Source organism: Deferribacter abyssi, from assembly GCF_049472655.1.
Classification (GTDB): Bacteria; Chrysiogenota; Deferribacteres; order Deferribacterales; family Deferribacteraceae; genus Deferribacter; species Deferribacter abyssi.
On sequence record NZ_JAQNCS010000001.1, the window covers coordinates 96,927 to 115,303 of the forward strand.

At 29.7% G+C, this 18,377-nt stretch carries 15 protein-coding genes; all 15 read left to right on the forward strand.

The genetic code is table 11. The features are described 5' to 3' along the window. Position 1 precedes the first annotated feature (1 nt). Complete coding sequence (locus tag OWK30_RS00430; RefSeq protein WP_423322483.1) at positions 2 to 826, forward strand: cytochrome C; 825 nt, start codon at positions 2 to 4, stop codon at positions 824 to 826. Then, positions 823 to 1,695 (forward strand): NHL repeat-containing protein, encoded by an 873-nt coding sequence (locus OWK30_RS00435; RefSeq protein WP_423322485.1) that lies wholly within the window; start codon positions 823 to 825, stop codon positions 1,693 to 1,695. The genes OWK30_RS00430 and OWK30_RS00435 overlap by 4 nt, the downstream gene beginning before the upstream one ends. Then, complete coding sequence (locus tag OWK30_RS00440) at positions 1,692 to 4,655, forward strand: cytochrome c3 family protein (protein ID WP_423322487.1); 2,964 nt, start codon at positions 1,692 to 1,694, stop codon at positions 4,653 to 4,655. Before OWK30_RS00435 ends, OWK30_RS00440 begins: the two co-directional genes overlap by 4 nt. A 66-nt stretch (positions 4,656 to 4,721) precedes the next feature. Continuing rightward, complete coding sequence (locus OWK30_RS00445; RefSeq protein WP_423322489.1) at positions 4,722 to 6,026, forward strand: cytochrome c3 family protein; 1,305 nt, start codon at positions 4,722 to 4,724, stop codon at positions 6,024 to 6,026. An 11-nt stretch (positions 6,027 to 6,037) separates the two neighbouring features. Beyond that, positions 6,038 to 6,979 (forward strand): tetratricopeptide repeat protein, encoded by a 942-nt coding sequence (locus tag OWK30_RS00450; protein ID WP_423322491.1) that lies wholly within the window; start codon positions 6,038 to 6,040, stop codon positions 6,977 to 6,979. Beyond that, positions 6,924 to 7,877 carry a cytochrome c3 family protein gene (locus tag OWK30_RS00455; protein WP_423322493.1) on the forward strand — a complete coding sequence of 318 codons (954 nt, stop codon included), beginning with the start codon at positions 6,924 to 6,926 and terminating at the stop codon, positions 7,875 to 7,877. Before OWK30_RS00450 ends, OWK30_RS00455 begins: the two co-directional genes overlap by 56 nt. 10 nt (positions 7,878 to 7,887) lie before the next feature. Further along, positions 7,888 to 8,988, forward strand: a complete 1,101-nt coding sequence (locus OWK30_RS00460; protein WP_423322495.1) for an NHL repeat-containing protein — start codon at positions 7,888 to 7,890, stop codon at positions 8,986 to 8,988. Between the two features lie 4 nt (positions 8,989 to 8,992). Then, positions 8,993 to 10,354, forward strand: a complete 1,362-nt coding sequence (locus OWK30_RS00465; RefSeq protein WP_423322497.1) for a sensor histidine kinase — start codon at positions 8,993 to 8,995, stop codon at positions 10,352 to 10,354. Then, complete coding sequence (locus OWK30_RS00470) at positions 10,347 to 11,636, forward strand: sigma-54-dependent transcriptional regulator (protein WP_423322499.1); 1,290 nt, start codon at positions 10,347 to 10,349, stop codon at positions 11,634 to 11,636. Before OWK30_RS00465 ends, OWK30_RS00470 begins: the two co-directional genes overlap by 8 nt. A gap of 558 nt (positions 11,637 to 12,194) precedes the next feature. Next, positions 12,195 to 12,800: a cytochrome c3 family protein gene (locus tag OWK30_RS00475; RefSeq protein ID WP_423322501.1), complete on the forward strand. Its 606-nt coding sequence runs from the start codon at positions 12,195 to 12,197 to the stop codon at positions 12,798 to 12,800. A 79-nt stretch (positions 12,801 to 12,879) separates the two neighbouring features. After that, positions 12,880 to 13,563 (forward strand): cytochrome C, encoded by a 684-nt coding sequence (locus tag OWK30_RS00480; RefSeq protein ID WP_423322503.1) that lies wholly within the window; start codon positions 12,880 to 12,882, stop codon positions 13,561 to 13,563. Positions 13,564 to 13,642: 79 nt separating this feature from the next. Next, complete coding sequence (locus tag OWK30_RS00485) at positions 13,643 to 14,161, forward strand: cytochrome c3 family protein (protein WP_423322505.1); 519 nt, start codon at positions 13,643 to 13,645, stop codon at positions 14,159 to 14,161. A 2-nt stretch (positions 14,162 to 14,163) separates the two neighbouring features. After that, positions 14,164 to 16,539 carry a hypothetical protein gene (locus OWK30_RS00490; RefSeq protein ID WP_423322507.1) on the forward strand — a complete coding sequence of 792 codons (2,376 nt, stop codon included), beginning with the start codon at positions 14,164 to 14,166 and terminating at the stop codon, positions 16,537 to 16,539. Further along, a complete protein-coding gene (locus OWK30_RS00495; protein WP_423322509.1) occupies positions 16,481 to 17,434 on the forward strand; it encodes a peptidylprolyl isomerase in 954 nt (317 codons plus the stop codon). Before OWK30_RS00490 ends, OWK30_RS00495 begins: the two co-directional genes overlap by 59 nt. After that, on the forward strand, positions 17,391 to 18,359 hold the full coding sequence (locus OWK30_RS00500; RefSeq protein WP_423322511.1) for an NHL repeat-containing protein: 969 nt from the start codon (positions 17,391 to 17,393) through the stop codon (positions 18,357 to 18,359). Before OWK30_RS00495 ends, OWK30_RS00500 begins: the two co-directional genes overlap by 44 nt. Positions 18,360 to 18,377 lie beyond the last annotated feature (18 nt).

Here is an 18,377-nt window from a genome sequence, read left to right on the forward strand (position 1 = left end):
AATGAGCAGACGAGAATTGAGTTTTATAAAAAAAATATATGCTGTAATAGGTATAATTTTTATTATTTATTCCTCTTATTTGGTTGTAAAGCTTGTTATGCACATATGGCATAAGGAGGGGAAACGTGAAGAGGCAAAGATTGATGAAGGTGATTTATTTAAGATGATGATGAGTGAAGAGAAAAAAGTTACATATGATCTTGGTTATAAAGTTATTAAAGAAGAAGAGCTAGAAAGACACTTCCATCATGTGGGAGAGGGTGTTGTTCATGATGAAATAAATTTGTGTATAAGGTGTCATGGAGATATTCCCCATGATAAAAATAAATCAATTAGAGCTTTTTTGAATATGCATAGCGATTTTCTTGCATGTGAGACTTGTCATATTAGACTCAAAGATTCTAAGAGATTTGTGTGGTATAATAAAGTGAATGGGGATCAGGTTAATAAATTAGCGATTTCTAAATATCTAAGCAATCCAACAATGAAGCTGATACCTTTAGTAAAAATAGAAGGTAACTATGTAAGACCAGATACAGATGAGCTTAAAGCTTTTGTAGAGAAGTTTAGAGAAGCCGTGATTCAATTGCCTCCTGCAAAAAAAAGTCAAGGGCTAAAAATAATACATAAGATGGTTAATAAAAAGCCTGTTCAGTGTGATGAATGCCATGCTCCTACGTTGGATGACAGTTATTTACCATTATTGGATGTAGGGTATAAAAAAGAAAGAGTTCTTCAGATTTTAAGTAATGAAGTTGTTGGTATGGTAAATAAATATAAAAAATTTTATATTCCAAAATTCTTAGAGCCGGGAAACAATGAATGAAAAGAGTGTATATAATCTGTTTTATATTATTTGTTTGTTCAAGTAATTATGCTGCGAACATTTTAAATGTTCGCAGTTTTTTTTCTATTCAGTTTAAAAATAATGAATTTCCATCAGATGTGATTTTTATTGATGGTAATGTGTATATTTTGGAGTCCAAATCAGGAAAACTGATAAAAATTGATATGAAAAAAAAGGAAATTGTAAAAAAATATAACTTAATAGATAGTGAGGGATCAATAGGCGTTACTTTTTATAAGGAAAAACTTTTTGTTCCAATCCCTAATAAGAACAAAATTAATGTCTATTCTTTCAAGAATTTGAAAAAGCTAAAAGAAATTTATGTTATTGATCCAACAGATATTGAGTTTTATAGAGATAAAGGGTTTGTTGTGAGTAATGATAAACACAAATTGATAATTTTAGATGCAAAAACCTTAAAAAGAATAGGTGATTTTGGTAATATGGGGTATTATGAAAGGGAATTTAGATATCCTTTTGACTTGGAAATTGATAAAAATGGAGATTTATATATTTCAGAAGTTATCAATACAAGAGTGCAAATATTGGATAATAAATTGAGATTTGTTAATTTTGTTGGTAAATGGGGGGTAAAGAGCGGTACTTTTTACAGGCCAAAGGGTATAGATATCTATAATGATTATCTAATAGTAGCTGATGGCTATATTGGGGTTATTCAATTTTTTAACAAAAAAAATGGTGATATTGTTTATTTGTTAGGAGTTGATGGGAAACTGTATAAATTTTTATCTCCTGTTAGGGTTAGAGTTTTTAAAGATTTTTTGGGTATTGTTGATTATTACCAGAAAAAAGTCCTAATTTTTAAATTGGGGGATATCTCCAGATGAAAGGTTTTATAGCGTTTATTTTCGTATTCTTATTGTACTCTTATCTATTTGCCGCACCAACTGGCCAGGAACCTGCAAAAGAATGTGCGCTTTGTCATTATAGTTGGATGGAAGTGTTTATGTTTGAGCATAAAGATACAGATATTGCCTCTTTTCCTAAAAAAAGAGTGGTTGCAACTGAAAGGATTTGTTTTTCTTGCCATGATGGTACTGTTGTGGATAGTAGATTAAGAGTGTGGACAGAAGATAAACATAAGGTTGGTATTGTGCCTTCAAAGGAGGTGTCTGTACCCAAAGAATTTCCGCTTGAAGATGGAAAGATACAGTGTAAAACATGTCATACTGCACATGGAACAGGTGAGCCGGAAAAAGAAGGGTATGAGAGGAGCATCTTTCTTAGAATAGATAATAAAAATTCAGAGTTGTGTGAAGCGTGTCATATCAATAAAGTTGGTAGAAACAATCACCCTTCAGCTAAGATGAATATGTTGATAAATAATGACTTTTTTTCTGCAGGTGGAGTGCTTGGTGAAGATAATCAGGTTATATGTGAGAGTTGTCATACTCCACATGGACCAAAGGAAAAAAAACTTTTGCTTGGGAAATATGTTGATTCTGAATTGTGTTCTTACTGTCATACAGATAAGCTGGCACCTGGAAAATTCTATAAAAAAGGCTTGTTGAATCATCCTGTAAATATTGAATTTACAGATGATAAGAAAATAGAAAAATTGAAATTAAAAGGAGCTTATTTTTCAAATAATAGAGAAATTGTATGTCTTACATGTCATAATACTCATAAAGGTGTCAATAAAAACTTGTTGATTATGAATAATCGTAATGATGAATTGTGCTTAAATTGTCATGAGGATAAAAAATATGTTTATTATACAAAACATAATCTAAAAAAAATGAAGAATTTTAAAAATAAATTTGGTAAATCACCCTTTGAGCATGGAGTTTGTTCTGTATGTCATGATCCTCATGGTTGGGCTTTAAAATTGCCAGAAATGAAAGACGATCTTTTATCAAAAGCTTGCTTTTCATGCCATTTGGATAAAAGTATTGTAAAAAACAAAACTATTGATAAGAAAAAGTATAATCATCCTGTTTATGTGAAAACTAAATTTGATACATCACTTCCTATTTTTGGAAAAACAGTTGCGTACTTTAGTGAGTTTTACTTCGATACAAAAAAGAGAGAATATATAACATGTGCTACTTGCCACAATTCACATATTAAAAGTAAGAATTTTTTAAGAGAAGATGTAAAAAACAGCACGTTGTGTCTTGATTGTCATAAGGATAAAAGTTCTGTTGTAAACAGTAGTCATGGTAAAAATGATTTGAATTGTTTATCGTGTCACAAAGTGCATAATTCGAAAAATAAAAATTTATTGATAGATAAAGTTGATAATATGTGTTTTGATTGTCATAAAAGCGGGGGGGTAGCAGAAAAAAAACTTGTAGGTAAAAATAGTCACCCTGTAGATATATTGCCAAAAATAAAAATTCCAAATGATATGAAGTTAGTAGATGGTAAAATAGAGTGTATTACATGTCACGAACCCCATAAAGCAGGAATTAAAAATAAATTTTTGAGAACGGATCCTAAAAATCTTGATATTTTCTGTTATAAATGCCATGGGGATAAGCAAGAAATAATTGATAGTGAGCATGATTTTAGAGACAGTAAACAGAGTGAGCTTTGTAGTAATTGTCATGTTCCTCACAATGCAAAAAGCACAAAATTTTTATTCAGTAAGGAAATAGCTGAAAATAATGCAAATAGTTTTTGTATTATATGTCATGAAAAGAATGGAATAGCCAAAGAAAAAGTTGTTGATATGATTCATCCTATAGGTGAGGTAAAAACAAAAAAAGATATTCTAAATGAATTAACATGTATCTCATGCCATGATCCCCACAAAAATGGCAATAGAAAGAAGTCTGAGTCTGTATTTAATAACAGTTTCTTAAAGTTTAAAGCGAAAAAGTTTTGTATAACTTGTCATAAAGATAAAACTGGATTTGTGAACTCCCCTCATAATATAAAGAATTTTGAAAATAGAAGAAGAGTGAAAAGTTTAATAAAAGAATCTGATTTTTGTGGTTTTTGTCACGGTATTCATTTTAATAAAAATAAAAACGTGACATCTCAAAATGTCTTGGATATGTGTATAGAATGTCATAAAAAGAAGAAAATAGTGGATGAAAAACTTATTACTACAAGCCATCCTTTTATAAATTTACATAAAGAAAAATATAAAGGAATGTTGCTTTTCAGTGAAAAAATTCATTGTGCAACATGTCATAATCCACATTCAGAATATAAAAATTTGCTTGTGGAAGATATTCAAGAATCTGATAAGTTATGTATTAGATGTCATGATGATAAAAAATATATTTTGTATTCAGAACATAATTTGAATAATATTTTTTCAAAAAAAGTGAATTTTGTTTGTGGTGAGTGTCATAAAGCTCATAATTATCCAGAAGGTAATCATTTGTTATGGCCAAAGGAAAAGAAAGATGATGAAATGATAAGAGAAATATGTTTAAGTTGCCATAATGAATCAGGTGTGGCAAAAAAGAAGATTGTGAAATATTTTGGACATCCAAAAATACCTATGACTTTTAAATACAAAAGTAACGATGTTTTACCTATTTATAATGAAGAGGGGGAAAAAGATATAAATGGAACTATAACATGCTCTACATGTCATAATGCTCACAGTTGGAGCGAGAAAGAGGAATATAGATATTCTTCAAAAAATAGTGAAGGGAATGCACTGACGAGTTTTTTAAAATATCGTAATGTAATTAATCTATGTAATACCTGTCATGGTATTGAAGGCTTGTTGCGTTACAAATATTATCATACCAATAAGTATAGGAAGATAAAAGAAGAAAAAAAGTTGAGGAAGAGAGGGTTTTTAGATATACTTATAGGTAAGTAGATAGGTAAAAGTTCGTTTGGCACATAATTTGCTTGCTCTTGATTAAAAAAACAGGAGGTCTAGTTTATGAAGAAGTTTTTTCTTATTATTTTTTTGTTATCAATAAGTTATAGTCTATATGCTTTTAACTGTACTACTTCTAAGTGTCATAATGATATCAAAAGTTATGAATTTGCACATGGTCCTGTTGCTGCAGAGCAATGTTTGGTGTGTCATAATGCTAGTGATGCAGATTTGAAAAAACATATTAACAGACCAAAAAGTTTTATCGATTTTAAATCTCCAACAGGTGATGAGCCTGTTTGTATAATGTGTCATGATAATAAGGTTGAAGGCAAGTTTGTTCATGAGCCTATAAATACAGGAGATTGTACAGCATGTCATAATCCTCATGGAGGGAATAATAAGTTTTTTATAAAAGGTAAGAGTGAGTCTGAAACATGTTTTGAGTGTCATGAGAACAATAAAACAGTTAAAAAATTTTTACATGGTCCTGTAGCGGCAGGAGAATGTACATCATGTCACGATCCTCATTCTTCAAACTTTCAATTCCAATTAAAAGCTAAGAAAGATGAATTATGTTTTATTTGTCATAATGATAAAAAAGATGGGTTTCATAAAGCAGTGGTGCATAAACCTGTAAAAGAAGGTTGTACTCAATGCCATGATCCTCATAATTCTGATACAAAATTTCATTTAAAGGCAAAATCAGAAAAAGATCTTTGTATGAAGTGTCATGGTAAGAATAAAAAGTTTGCTGACGTGTTAAATAATTCAAAGTATAAACATAAACCAGTGGATGAAGGTGCATGTGGAGATTGTCATAATCCTCATGCTTCAGATTTTGGTAAGCTGCTAGTTAGTGATGCTAAAAATGTATGTTTTGAATGTCATAATGATATAGGTGAAAGGGTTAAAAATTCAAAATTTGTTCATGGTCCTGTAGAAACTGATGGCTGTACTGCGTGCCATAGCGTACATGGCTCTAATAATGCATTTATTTTAAAAATGGCTTTTCCGAAAAAGTTTTATAATCAATATAGAAAAGGCTTATACGATTTATGTTTTAATTGCCATAATGAAGAAATTTTGCAGTATGCATCTACAACTAAATATACAGGTTTTAGAAATGGAGATAGAAACTTACATTATTTACATGTTAGGATAAAAGGTAAAGGAAGAAGCTGTAAAGCATGTCACGAAGTTCATGCTTCCAATCAACCAAAACATGTTAGAAAGTCAGTTCCTTTTGGATCAGGTGGATGGGAATTGCCTATTAATTTTACTAAAACAAAAACAGGTGGGAAGTGTATAGTAGGTTGTCATAAACCGAAGACTTATGATAGAGTACGTCCCGTTAAATATAATTAAAGGGGGATGTAATGAAAATCATTAGGTTTTTATTTATATTTTGTTTTGTTGCTAGCACGGTGTTATCTTTCCCTTTAAAAGGAGTAAAAAAAGGAGACGTGATTGATTTTAGCAAATTTGAATCTTCTCATCCAAAATTTGAGCAGTCTGTAAAGGATAAAAAACTAAAGTTAATATTGTTTTGGAGAAGTGATAAAGGCTTAAGTGTGAAGGTAGCTAAGACTTTTGTAAGACTATGTTCTAGAAAAGATTTAGATTGCTATTCGTTGGATTTAAAAGGAGCCCAAGAAGAGGAAATCTTAAAAATTTTAGGTAAAGTTAACAGTAATTTTTTTATTGTAAATTATAAAGGAGATGCTATTTTGGATTTTGGGATTTACACATTGCCAGTTACAGTTTTTTTGGATAAAAATAATAAGGTCTTAAATGCTATAGGGTATGAAGGGCAATATTTTGTTAAAGTGGGAAGATATATAAAGTATTTAACAGGAGAGATAAGCAAAGAAGAATATGAAAAATTTCAAAATGTAACAAAAATAGTTAGAAAAAAGAGTATCTTACCAGATATTAACTTTATTAAAAAGTTGATAAAAGATGGTCAAAAGGATGATGCCCTACAAAAGCTTAAATCTTTGGATAAAAAAGGGATAAATGACTTTGAAAAGGTAAAGTTAGCAGAGGTGTTGATTTTATTAGGTAAAAATCAGGAAGCTTTTGAACTTCTTAAACCTATTTCAAACAAATTTATTGATGCAAAATTTTATATTGGTTTAGCTTTATATAATTTAGGCAACTTGGATAAAGCTCTTGACTATCTTGTGTCAATTGAGAAAATATATCCTAATAAAGGAAGATTGTATTACTTGTTGGGTAAAATATACAAGAAAAAAGGTGATTATGAAAAAGCATGTGGGTATTTTGAAAAAGCTTGTGATAAAGAATTTATTAATTAGTTTACTACTGATTTTTACCTGTACTGTGTATGCTAAGGATATTGTAATTGTTTACCCCAATGATGGAGTTATTGTTAATAGTGATAAAATTCATATAATTGGGTATGTTAATGTGGGCAGTAAATTAGATATTATAATTCAGGATAGAGTTTATAAAGTAGATAGTTTTCAGAAGTTAAAAACTAAGGATGGTATGAAATATGTTTTTATGAAAAGGGTTTTGCTGAAGAAGGGGGAAAATAATATAAGAATTGTTTTTGAAGATGTGGAAAAAAAAGTAAAAGTTAAATATGTGACGACTACTATAGCCTATAGAGATAAAATAAAGAGAAAAACTTATTTTCATATGGATGATAATAAATCGTTGTGCACAAGTTGTCATAGTTTTGCTGAGGTGAAAGATTGTCAGATATGTCATAATAATAAAATGAACTATAAGTATGTTCATGGGCCGGTGGCTGCTTGGCAGTGTTTTCAATGTCACGATAAAAATAATTATTATTCATCTAAACAACCTATTTCTAGTAAATGTTTGCAATGCCATGAAGAATTTCAAAATTCAATGTTTAATGCACCATATGCACATGGACCTACAGTAGCAGGATATTGTAATATTTGTCATGACCCTCATGGTTCTAATAGAAAATATTTGTTAATGGATGATGTGAATAATTTATGTTTAAACTGTCATACTGATAAAAAAAGTGGTACCCATGTACTTGCGAATTTTACTTCAGCTTCTCATCCTACCAGTGGTAAATTAATTCCAGACACAAATGAAGAAATAAGTTGTGTATCATGTCATAATCCACACTACGGACAAACTAGACAGCTTTTTCAGAATAACAGTAAAGATTTTATGTCTCTTTGTATTAGTTGCCATAAAGATAAGGTTTAGGGGGTATTTTATGCGAAGATCTTATATTTTATTGTTAATTGCTACGCTATTTTTAACTATAAGCTGTGCAACAAAACAACCTGTGTTTAAAATAGATGAGTATGTATGGCCAAAGGAGTCGGCTAACCCAAAATTTAAGGCTGTACGTGTAATAGCTAATTCTGATGAGTTTCCAAACAAGGCATCTAAAAAAAGCAAGCTTTTAAAAGAGCTTGTGGGTGATATTAATGTTAAATGGATTGATTATAGAGCAATAAGGCTAGCCACTGATGGTCGAGGGAGAGTATATATAGCAGTACCTATAGCGTTTAAAATACAGATAGTTGATTTTATAAAACAAGAGATTAGAGAAGTTAGGTTTGGCAGTATTATGCCATGTGCTATTGATGTTACAAAAGATGGGAGAATTTTTATAGGAGATAGAGCCTCAGGTAGTGTAATGGAGATAACTGAGAATAAGAAGGTTTTGTGGGCCTATGGAAGAAAAGTCAATGATAAAGATTTTGATAGAATGAAGAAAAAAAAGAATTTTGATATGGAAGGAGTTTATAAGGATATCTCTGATGTCTTCGTTTATAAAAATAAAATTTATGTTACTGATCAAATATTGGGAAGAATTGATGTATTAACCCTTGATGGAAAGTTGATAAAAAGTATAAAGAATGCTCCTGCACCAACAGCTATTACTGTTGATCCGCAATCAGAAGATATATATTTAGTTTCTAAATTTATAGGAAAAGTTTTTATCTTTGACAAAGAAGGTAACTATAAAGGTGAGTTGTTAGAACCAGGAGATAATATGTGGGCATTAAATTTTCCCAATGGGATAGATTTTGATTCTGAAGGTCATATTTATATTGTGGATATTGCCTCTCATGGATTTAAAGTTTATGATAAAAAAGGTACTTTTTTATATTATATGGGTGATCAAAAGCCTTCAGTTTATTTGGGTGGCTTCAACAATCCTAAAGATTTGGTAATTGATGATAAAGATAGAATTTATATTCTTGATGCTCCAAATAAAAGACTTGTTGTTTTGCAATATTTGGGAGAATTGTATAAAAAAGGCAGGAGAAATATGAGTGTTGATGAGCCCATGTTGAGGTGGTGATGAGTTGAAAGACAGAATAGATAAGATAAGAAGAAAGTTTGGTGAGTTTCCTTTAACTGTTAAGTTTTTAATATCATCGGTTTTAGTAATATTTTTTGTATTGATAGTTTTAAATGTTTTGATTTATTTTGATTTTAAAAATTTTTTTATAGCAGTTGATAGAAAAGGTTTTGAAAAGAGATTTAAAAAATCCTTACTTTCTGCTACTTCATATTATGTGTTTAGAAATAATTGGAATGAAAATATGGATTTTAGTCCGATACTTAACATTTTGAGTAATGAACCTAATTTAATTGAAGTTATTATTTTTTCTCCTGAAGGTAAAAGGCTGAGTGTTTTGTATAATAAAAATTTATTGAAAAATGAAGTGAAAAGTGAAGGTTTGAGTAAAGCATTGTCTGGTGAAATAAGTTATTCTATCAAGAAAGTTTTTGATGTAGAAAGTTTTGGTGATATTAAAATACCTGAAGGAACAGAATACGTTCAAGAAATATATTATCCAGTTGTGTTTGGTGGTGAAGTAAAGGGAGTTGTGGAAATATATAAAGATTTTACCGAGATTATGGATAATATTGATAGTGTTCGTTATAGAGCAAGTGTTTTTTCATTGTTTGGTTTTATAATTTATGTGTTGTTGTTGTATTATATAGTCAGAAAAATTGATGAAAAAGAAAGGGCTTTAAAAGAGAAAGTTGTGTATTATGAAAAGCTGTCAATATTAGGGCAGTTTGCCTCAAAAATGGCACATGAAATTGGGACGCCAATGCATGTAATAATGGGTAACATTGATTTGATTCAAGAGGTGTATGATGATGATTTTATTAAAAAGCGCTGTGATAATATTGCTAGACAGATTAATAAAATCCAAAATATTATTAGAAATTATCTTTATGTTTCAAAAAAACCAGAACCTTCTTATGAAAGTGTAAGATTAAAAGATTTGGTTTCTGATATTTTATCTGATATGAGTTTTATGGTGTCAGAAAATATAAGTCTTAAAGCTGATGTTGATGATGTTGTTGTCTTTACAGACAAAGGTTTTGTAGAACAAATATTATACAATTTTATAAAAAATTCAGCTGATAGTATAGGTGAAAATGTTGGTAGTATTAAGGTGAAAAGTAAAGTTGATGGTGATTTTGTAACAATATATGTGATTGATAATGGTAAGGGTGTTGATGGAAAATTAAAAGATAAAATTTTTGATCCTTTTTTTTCTACAAAAAAAACAGGAAAAGGGACTGGCTTGGGGCTTGCTGTATGTAAAGAGTTAGTTGAGGTTTTAGGAGGGGATATTTTTTGTGAAAGCAAGAATGGTGAAACAATTTTTGGTATAAAAATACCGTTGAAAGGTAAAGATGCTTAAAGTTTTAATTGTAGACGATGATAAAAATTCTAGAGAAGTAATAAAGCTTGCTCTTGAACGAATTTATCAAGTCGAGGTTGCACTTAATGGTATACATGCATTGGAATTAATGAAAAAAAACAATTATGATGTAGTGATATGTGATTATATAATGAATGAAGTAGATGGTATAGAAGTTCTTAAAAAGATGCGTAAATCTGGGAATAATGCAGTTTTTATACTGATTACGGCATTTGGCTCTAGTGATACTGCCATAAAAGCAATACAAGAGGGAGCTTTTGAATACCTCAGTAAACCTTTTAAAATGAGTAAATTAAAACAAATTTTGGCTGAAATAGAAAAAAGTCTTTCAGAGAAGAAGAAAGAGGAAGCTGTTGAAACGAATAAAGATTTTGAGGATGAACAAATTATAGCTGATTCACCGGTCTTTTTGGAAGTTTTGAAACAAATGGCTAGAATAGCTTCATCTGATGTACCTGTTTTAATTACAGGGGAAAGTGGAGTGGGAAAAGAAGTAGTTGCAAAAAGTATACATAAATATAGTAAAAGAAAAAAAGGCCCTTTTGTGGCTGTAAATTGCAATGCCATTCCACCATCACTTCTTGAGTCAGAGCTTTTTGGTTATGAAAAAGGTGCTTTTACTGGAGCAGATAAAAGTAAGCCAGGTTATTTTGAACAGGCACAGAAAGGGACACTTTTTTTAGATGAAATAGGTGATTTAGAATTTGACTTGCAGGTAAAACTTTTGAGGGTATTACAAGAAAATTGTGTTAGAAGAGTTGGTGGGATGAAGGATATTAAATTAGATGTCAGATATATTTTTGCTACGAATGTTGATTTAGAACAAAAGGTTGCTGAAGGTAAATTTAGAGCGGATTTGTATTATAGGCTAAAAGTGGCTGAAGTAAGAGTTCCACCTTTAAGGGAGAGGACAGAAGATATTATCCCATTAGCAAATTATTTCATTAAAAAATACAATTTTTATAACAGAGAGATTAGGTTAAGTCAGGGGGCTGAAAGATTATTATTGAAATATAGATTTCCAGGAAATGTTAGAGAACTTGAGAATATTATAAGGGCAAGTTTGATAAAGGCAAGATACACCGGTGTTATAATGCCTAGTGACTTGGGATTGAAAGAAGAGCATATAAGAGAGTTGAATCGAGAAGAGGTATTAGATGCCTTAAAAAAGGCGGGGAATAATAGGAAAAAAGCTGCGGAAATTTTAGGTATTAGCAGGGCTACACTTTATAGATTGCTAAAAAAATTTTCAATAGATTAAAATAAATAATATTGTATTATAGGCACTTGAAATGGCGGTTCTTTTTTGCTACCTCTCAAAAGTGATGGCAATACAATCCTGGGTATTGATATTGATACAAAATTGTCGTTTTTATTGATTCAAATTTTTTGTTGTAACATGTCTCATCGTGTCTCACTTATGTCTCAATTGTGTCTCATATCCTACAGGTTTTGTAGCATATATGTCTCACGCATGTCTCATTTTTTGTATTTTGTATACAGATTTAATAATATGTGTGTGATAATTTGTTAACTAAAAAGTTCAAAAGGAATTGTTTTTAATTTAAAAAAATAGAAATTACTTATATGTAAGTAGGTTAAGGATTGTGAGTTTATAGTTGTTCATTTGGATATTACTAGAGATATTAATAAAGTATGAAGTTTGATTTGAGTTGATTATACACAAAAAAAATATAAACGAAAAATAGTGTGGATCATAAAATCATAACAGTTTAGTAGGAAAAGCAAAATTATTTTGGCACAAATAATGCTAATAGTACACAAAAGCTAAAGGCTAAAACAAGTAGGAGGTAAAGACATGAAAAAATTATTAATTTTATTAGCTTTATTGGTGGTACCGGTTCTAACATTTGCTGGAGTTGCTGGGACAGCTCATGACTTTTCGCAAAATAGTGCATCTGCTGTTTATGGTGGGACAGCATGTGGTGGATGTCATAAGCCACACAACGCGGGTACTTTAATTCCTCTGTGGAATGACAGTAACTCTTTTGATGGGACATATTCAGCTTATACTTCTCCAACAGATTCTCTTAATGCTACTCCATCTAGTACATTGGGAGATATTTCAAAAGCGTGTATGGCATGTCATGATGGTATGATTAATGATGCGAGCGGACCAGGTACAGCTTTGACAGCAGCAAAAGCTACTGTAACAGTTGGGCTTGATATTGATTATGCAACTAAACCTAATGGTCAACACCCTGTATCCATTCAGTATGTAGATAATGGGACAGCTACTTCGTTGAAGTCGTTAGCAAGTGTTAAGGCTGCAGGATTTAAATTTTATGGGACATCAGGTGATATTCTTGAGTGTGGTACATGTCATAACCCTCATGACAATACTAATGGTGACTTTTTAAGGGCTGCGAAAGCTTCGTTGTGTCAAACATGTCATAACAATTAATTAGCTGACGGATAAGCTTTTATGCTAGGGGAGATGAAGGTCTCCCCCTGTATAAAGGCTTTATTGAGAGAGGGGTTTAATGGATAAAAGGTGGATTTTGCTTTCTATATTGATGTTTGTTGTTTTTATGGTAGGCAATCTATATGCATCAGGTTGTTCGACTTATAACTGCCATGTTAGTTCTATTAATGGTGTGCAGGTTAAGAATGGCCCTCATTATTTTTATCGTTCAGATGGTGTAGATGAATCTCCGTGTGCTCCTTGTCACAAGCCTCACAATGCAGGCAATAAAATACCGCTATGGAATGATACTAACCAATATGATGATGGGGCTGCATATACAAAATATGTTAGTCCTTTTGGGACATTAGATAATATTCAGGATAATACAATAAATTCCCCTTCTGAGGCATGTATGGCATGTCATGATGGTATGTCTGAGAGTACTGGGTTTACAGGTGCTTACTTTGAGGCGTATTTAATGGGTGTATTGACAATTGATTATGCAAAATCAAATCATCCAATTGGAGTTGTCTATGATTATACTAAAGATACAGGATTGAATAGCAACGTATCTAATGGTTGGGTAAATGGAGTGAATGGTAAGTTTAAGCTTATTAATGGCAAGGTGGAATGTCTTACATGTCATGACCCGCATAAAGGAGTAGTGGGAACAAGCTTTACCTCATATAAGCATGTGGAAAAATTATTGAGAACTACAGATGAGAAAACCTTTTGCGGTGAGTGTCACATAAATAAATAGCAGTTTGTTAAAATTTGTGCTAATATTATATTTATAAAAGGCTTGATTATAAAAATTTAAATTTTGATTATGGAAAAATATGACAAAGAATATTGTATTAATATTGATAGTTTTTTTGTTTTTTTGTCAATCAATATATGCTAAAGAATCACCTCATAATTTTAAATTCTTAGGATCAAGTTTCAGTAAAAGTTACTGCAGTTTTTGCCATAAGCTAAGGAAATCATATGAAATAAAACCAATATGGGGTAAATCAAAATCATATAAATATATAACACCAAATCTATATGAAAATAGGAAGCAAACAGCTATAGAAATTAAAAAACTGTATGATGAAATATCTGCTGTATGTATATCATGTCATACAAATTATATTGAACATAGTAAAAGTTTTCATCCAATTAATGTTGATATTAGAAGTTCTTTAAATAATATTAAGAAAATAAAGATAAACAATAAAAAAGTTAACAATAAGCTTCCGTTGTATAAAAATGGTTTTTTAATGGCTTGTCCTACTTGCCATGATCCTCATACGAAAAAAATTAAGCTTTTAAGAGATACTCCATCGCGTATTTGTTTAGACTGTCATGATAGGTGATTATGTTTATTAGAAAGTACCTTTTTATTTTGTTTTTTGTGTTTTCTTACAATGTATATGCTGGTTACTTATCTCTAAATACGGGTGTTGAAACGCAGTTTAAATCTTATTCTAGATCAGAAGACAATAGTAGTAAGTATTATGAAGGAAGCCAAGTGGATAAATTGTTTTTAAATACTGATTATAAAAGAGATTTTTTAAGAGGTAGATTGGGTAGCCTTAGATTGAATCTAAATTTGGATCAGTATAATATGAACTATTTTGAAAATGTGAAACCAAAAGTATCATTCCCTTTTACATCTAATTCTGATGCAAAGAATACAGAAGACTTCGATTATTCTTTAAATGGGAAGTTGAATTTTAGGATACCTAAAAAAAATATAGAGTTTTATGTGGAGTATTCAGATAATAAAGCATTGGATGTCAATAGTGAAAAGTATTTTAATTCATTGCCAAAAATTAAAGCTGATATTAGTGAATTAGAAGGGATTAATACCTCTTTAAGTAACTATAATCGTAATAAAATGCAAAATTACTATTTTTATAAATACGGAAAAATTAATTTTATGGCTAATTATACTGAGTACAGTTATAAAAAAATATTAGAAACTGATTCTAACTATTTAACAAAAGAGGCTCATAAAAAAGTGGGAATAGATATAAAAAACCTTGTAGGATTTAATTATAAGCAGGAAATTAAAGAATTTAATCTTGGTGAAGAGAATTCAGATAAAAAAACGTATACGTTTGGATTGGTTGACTCATTTGGTTTTCCAACATTGTTAAAGTTTAAAAATTTAAAAATAGAAGGGTTTGGCAAACTTACTGATGAAGATTATAAAGGTAATATATACAATAATAGATATTATAAGTTGTCAACAAATATTACAGAAGGAAAGCATAGCGTTACAGGTACATACACTTATGAATACAATGAAGACAAATATATTAATGATATTAGTACAACTCACAACATTTCGGGTAATTATGATTATAGCTCAAAAGATTTTGATTTTTATACAAATATAATTCTTACGAAGGAGAATCTAAAGGTTGCAAGCATAGATGAAGGCATTTTTTCTTATAATGAGTTGAACACTATTTTGAGCAATGGAATTTATGGTAGTGGTTATATCTTAATTAAGAATATTGGTTCTAATGCAGTAACATTAGATTTAAGTGGTGTTATTATTGATGGCGAGAATTCAAGTCTTGGTATAGTCATACTTAATCCTGTGGATACTTATCTACTGAACTTTAATGAATCAATTGAAGGTCAGCTCAGTGTTTTAACAGGAGATTCAAATGATCTAACTTTGTCTGTACAAAGAGATGCAGGTTATGAGTACAACAAAAATAAATATGAGATAAGAAGTGGGTATTATCTTAAATATTTTGAAACTATAAAAAGCAAACTAGATATTGAATATTATGAGACTGAGAAGAATAAAGTTTATGATCCTTCAAATAGATTTAAAGATGAGAAAGAAAGTAGATTCAGCTTAGATAAACTATTTGAGATTCGTCCGTATAATTTAATATTTGATAAAGAGTTTAGGTATGAAAGAAGAGATGAATATAGCAGTTATACAGAAAAGTATCATGTTATATCTAAAGATGGTTATTTTACTTTGAATAAAAAGTTTTATTTGGAAAGTAACTATAAAAAAGATCGTTTTGGGAATTCACAGGATAAAGTATTTTATAGTTTTTTATTGAATATGGAAATAAAGGATAAAAACTATAAAATATCTTTTTATCCAAAAAAAGAATATGAAAAACAAAAAAATATCTATAAAAAAAATACTACGATATATGATTTGAAAATTAAATATAAATATCATAACTTGATGACTTATTACAAAGAAGAAAAAACCGATTATCAGGGTATAATTACTAAAGTAGATAGAGAAAAAAGAGTGAATTATCAGCTAAATGCAAGAAATATTCTGTTAGATTTAAAGTATAGAGAGAACGATAGAGATTATAAATTGCAGCTTTACAATGCTAATTTGAAGCTGATTAAATATAGAAGCTTTCCTGTTGTTAAACCATATGCTATACTTGAATTGGGGTTTGAAAGAGAAAGAGATAATTCGATTGGCGAATTTAAAAAAGATGACTATATTATTGTTAAAGTATCATATACACCTACTGATAGATTAACTGCAATATTTGCATTTGAGAAGCAAATTGATAGAGAAAAAAACAAAGGATTAGATTACGAATGTGCAGTGAGCTATAAAACAAGAGTGTTTAAAATGGCTTTAGGATATAGAAAAAATAATACCATAATGGATGGTGTAAGGAGAGTAGAACATGAAGTATATTTTGAGTTGCGTAAAAATTTTGGTTTTTATTACGGTACTCGTTCATAGTAACTTGTTGTTTGCACAAGAAAAGATTATTGCTATTGTGAATGGAGAAAAAATACATTACTTTGAGGTAAAAACGTTTTTAAATAAAGTTATCCCCATTGGTAAATTTCATGTTCAGAGTTTAAATAAAAAAGAATTTTGGGATGAAGCAATAGAGTCAGCAGTTAATGCAAGAACAATAGTTCTTTATTTGAAAAAAAATAAACCTAAATTATATGAGAAGGTTGATAATAAAGCTAAAGAGATTGTAGATGTAATTAAGAAACGTTTTAAAAGTAATGAAGATTATATCAAAGCCTTGAATGAGAATGGTATAAGTGAAAACATATTGATTGATACTTATAGAGATTTGAATGTTAAAGAAATTATTAAAGAAGAAATTTTTAAAGAAAAAATTAGTGATGATATTTTAAAAAATTATTATGACAACAATCTTGGTATGTTTAGTACAGGAGCGTTTTATATTGTAAAAAATTGCCTTATTGAGGCAGATGCTCGTGAATTGAATCCAAAACAAATGGAAGAAAAGAAAAAAGAAGCTGAAAAAATTTTATTACTCATAAAAGAAGGAGATAAAAAGGTTTGGAGTAAGTGTAATAAAGGGAAATATCCTGATGAAGACAAAGTGTATAAATTTAGTAAAAATTATCCTGTAGATAAAATTTTCTCATTAAAAGTAGGGGATGTAGGAGGTCCTTATAAAAATATTTATGGGTATTTGATTGTTAAAGTTATAGATGAAAAACCTTCAGAGGTTGTGCCTTATAAAGAGATTAAGAGTGAAATAGAAAGATTAATGAAGCAAAGGAAGTTTAAAGATTATTATAAAGAAATTTTAAAGAGAGCTAAAGATGAAGCAACTATTAAAATTTTTGATAATAATAATTCTCGTTAGTGGTTGTGCAGTACGTTATCAGAATGTAGAAAATTTTGATAAATATTTTTGGCCTGATATCTCTAATCCAAAGATAGCGCTTATAAACATTATAGATACGAAAAAAATTAGGGAAAATTATAGTTTTTTTAGAAAGTTTTTTGGAATTGAACATGAGATTCCCCCTCTGTATCGGCCTTTTGCTGTGGCGGCAAATGATAATTACATTGCTGTTAGCGATATTATGTTTGGAGTGGTTTATTTGATAGATAAGAATAATTTTAGGCTGGATATTATAAAAGAGTTTTCTGGTAAAAGGTTAAAGTCTATAGTAGATATGGATTTCGACAATAATAATCTTTATTTGGTTGATTCAGAAAAAGGGTATATTATTAGATACAATATTATTGATAAGTCAACTTCATTTCTAGATATTCAATTAAGTAAACCTGTATCAATAAAGGTTGATTCAAAAAATCATCTTATATTTTTGGCAGATGCTAACAGAAATAAAATAGTTATTACGGATATGGATGGAAATATTAAAAATGAGATTGATAAGGGATTTAATTTTCCATTGGATATAGATGTTATTAAAAATAAAAGATGGCTGTATGTTTTAGACTCTATGAATTTTAGAATTATTAAACTAGATTATGATGGTAATATTTTGGATACGTTTGGTGAGATTGGAAACAGACCGGGTAATTTTTCAAAACCTAAAGGTATATGCATCGATAAATATGAGAGAATATATGTTACAGATGCTGACTTTGATAATTTTCAAATTTTTGACTTAGATGGTAATTTGCTTTATTTTATTGGACAGAATGGCTCTGATGTTGAATCTTTTTACATGCCTGCAAGGATTTATTGTTATAATGATGAGATTTATATAGCTGATTTGTTTAATGCAAGAGTAAAGGTATATAAGTCATTTGAATAGTGTAGGCATGATATTTGC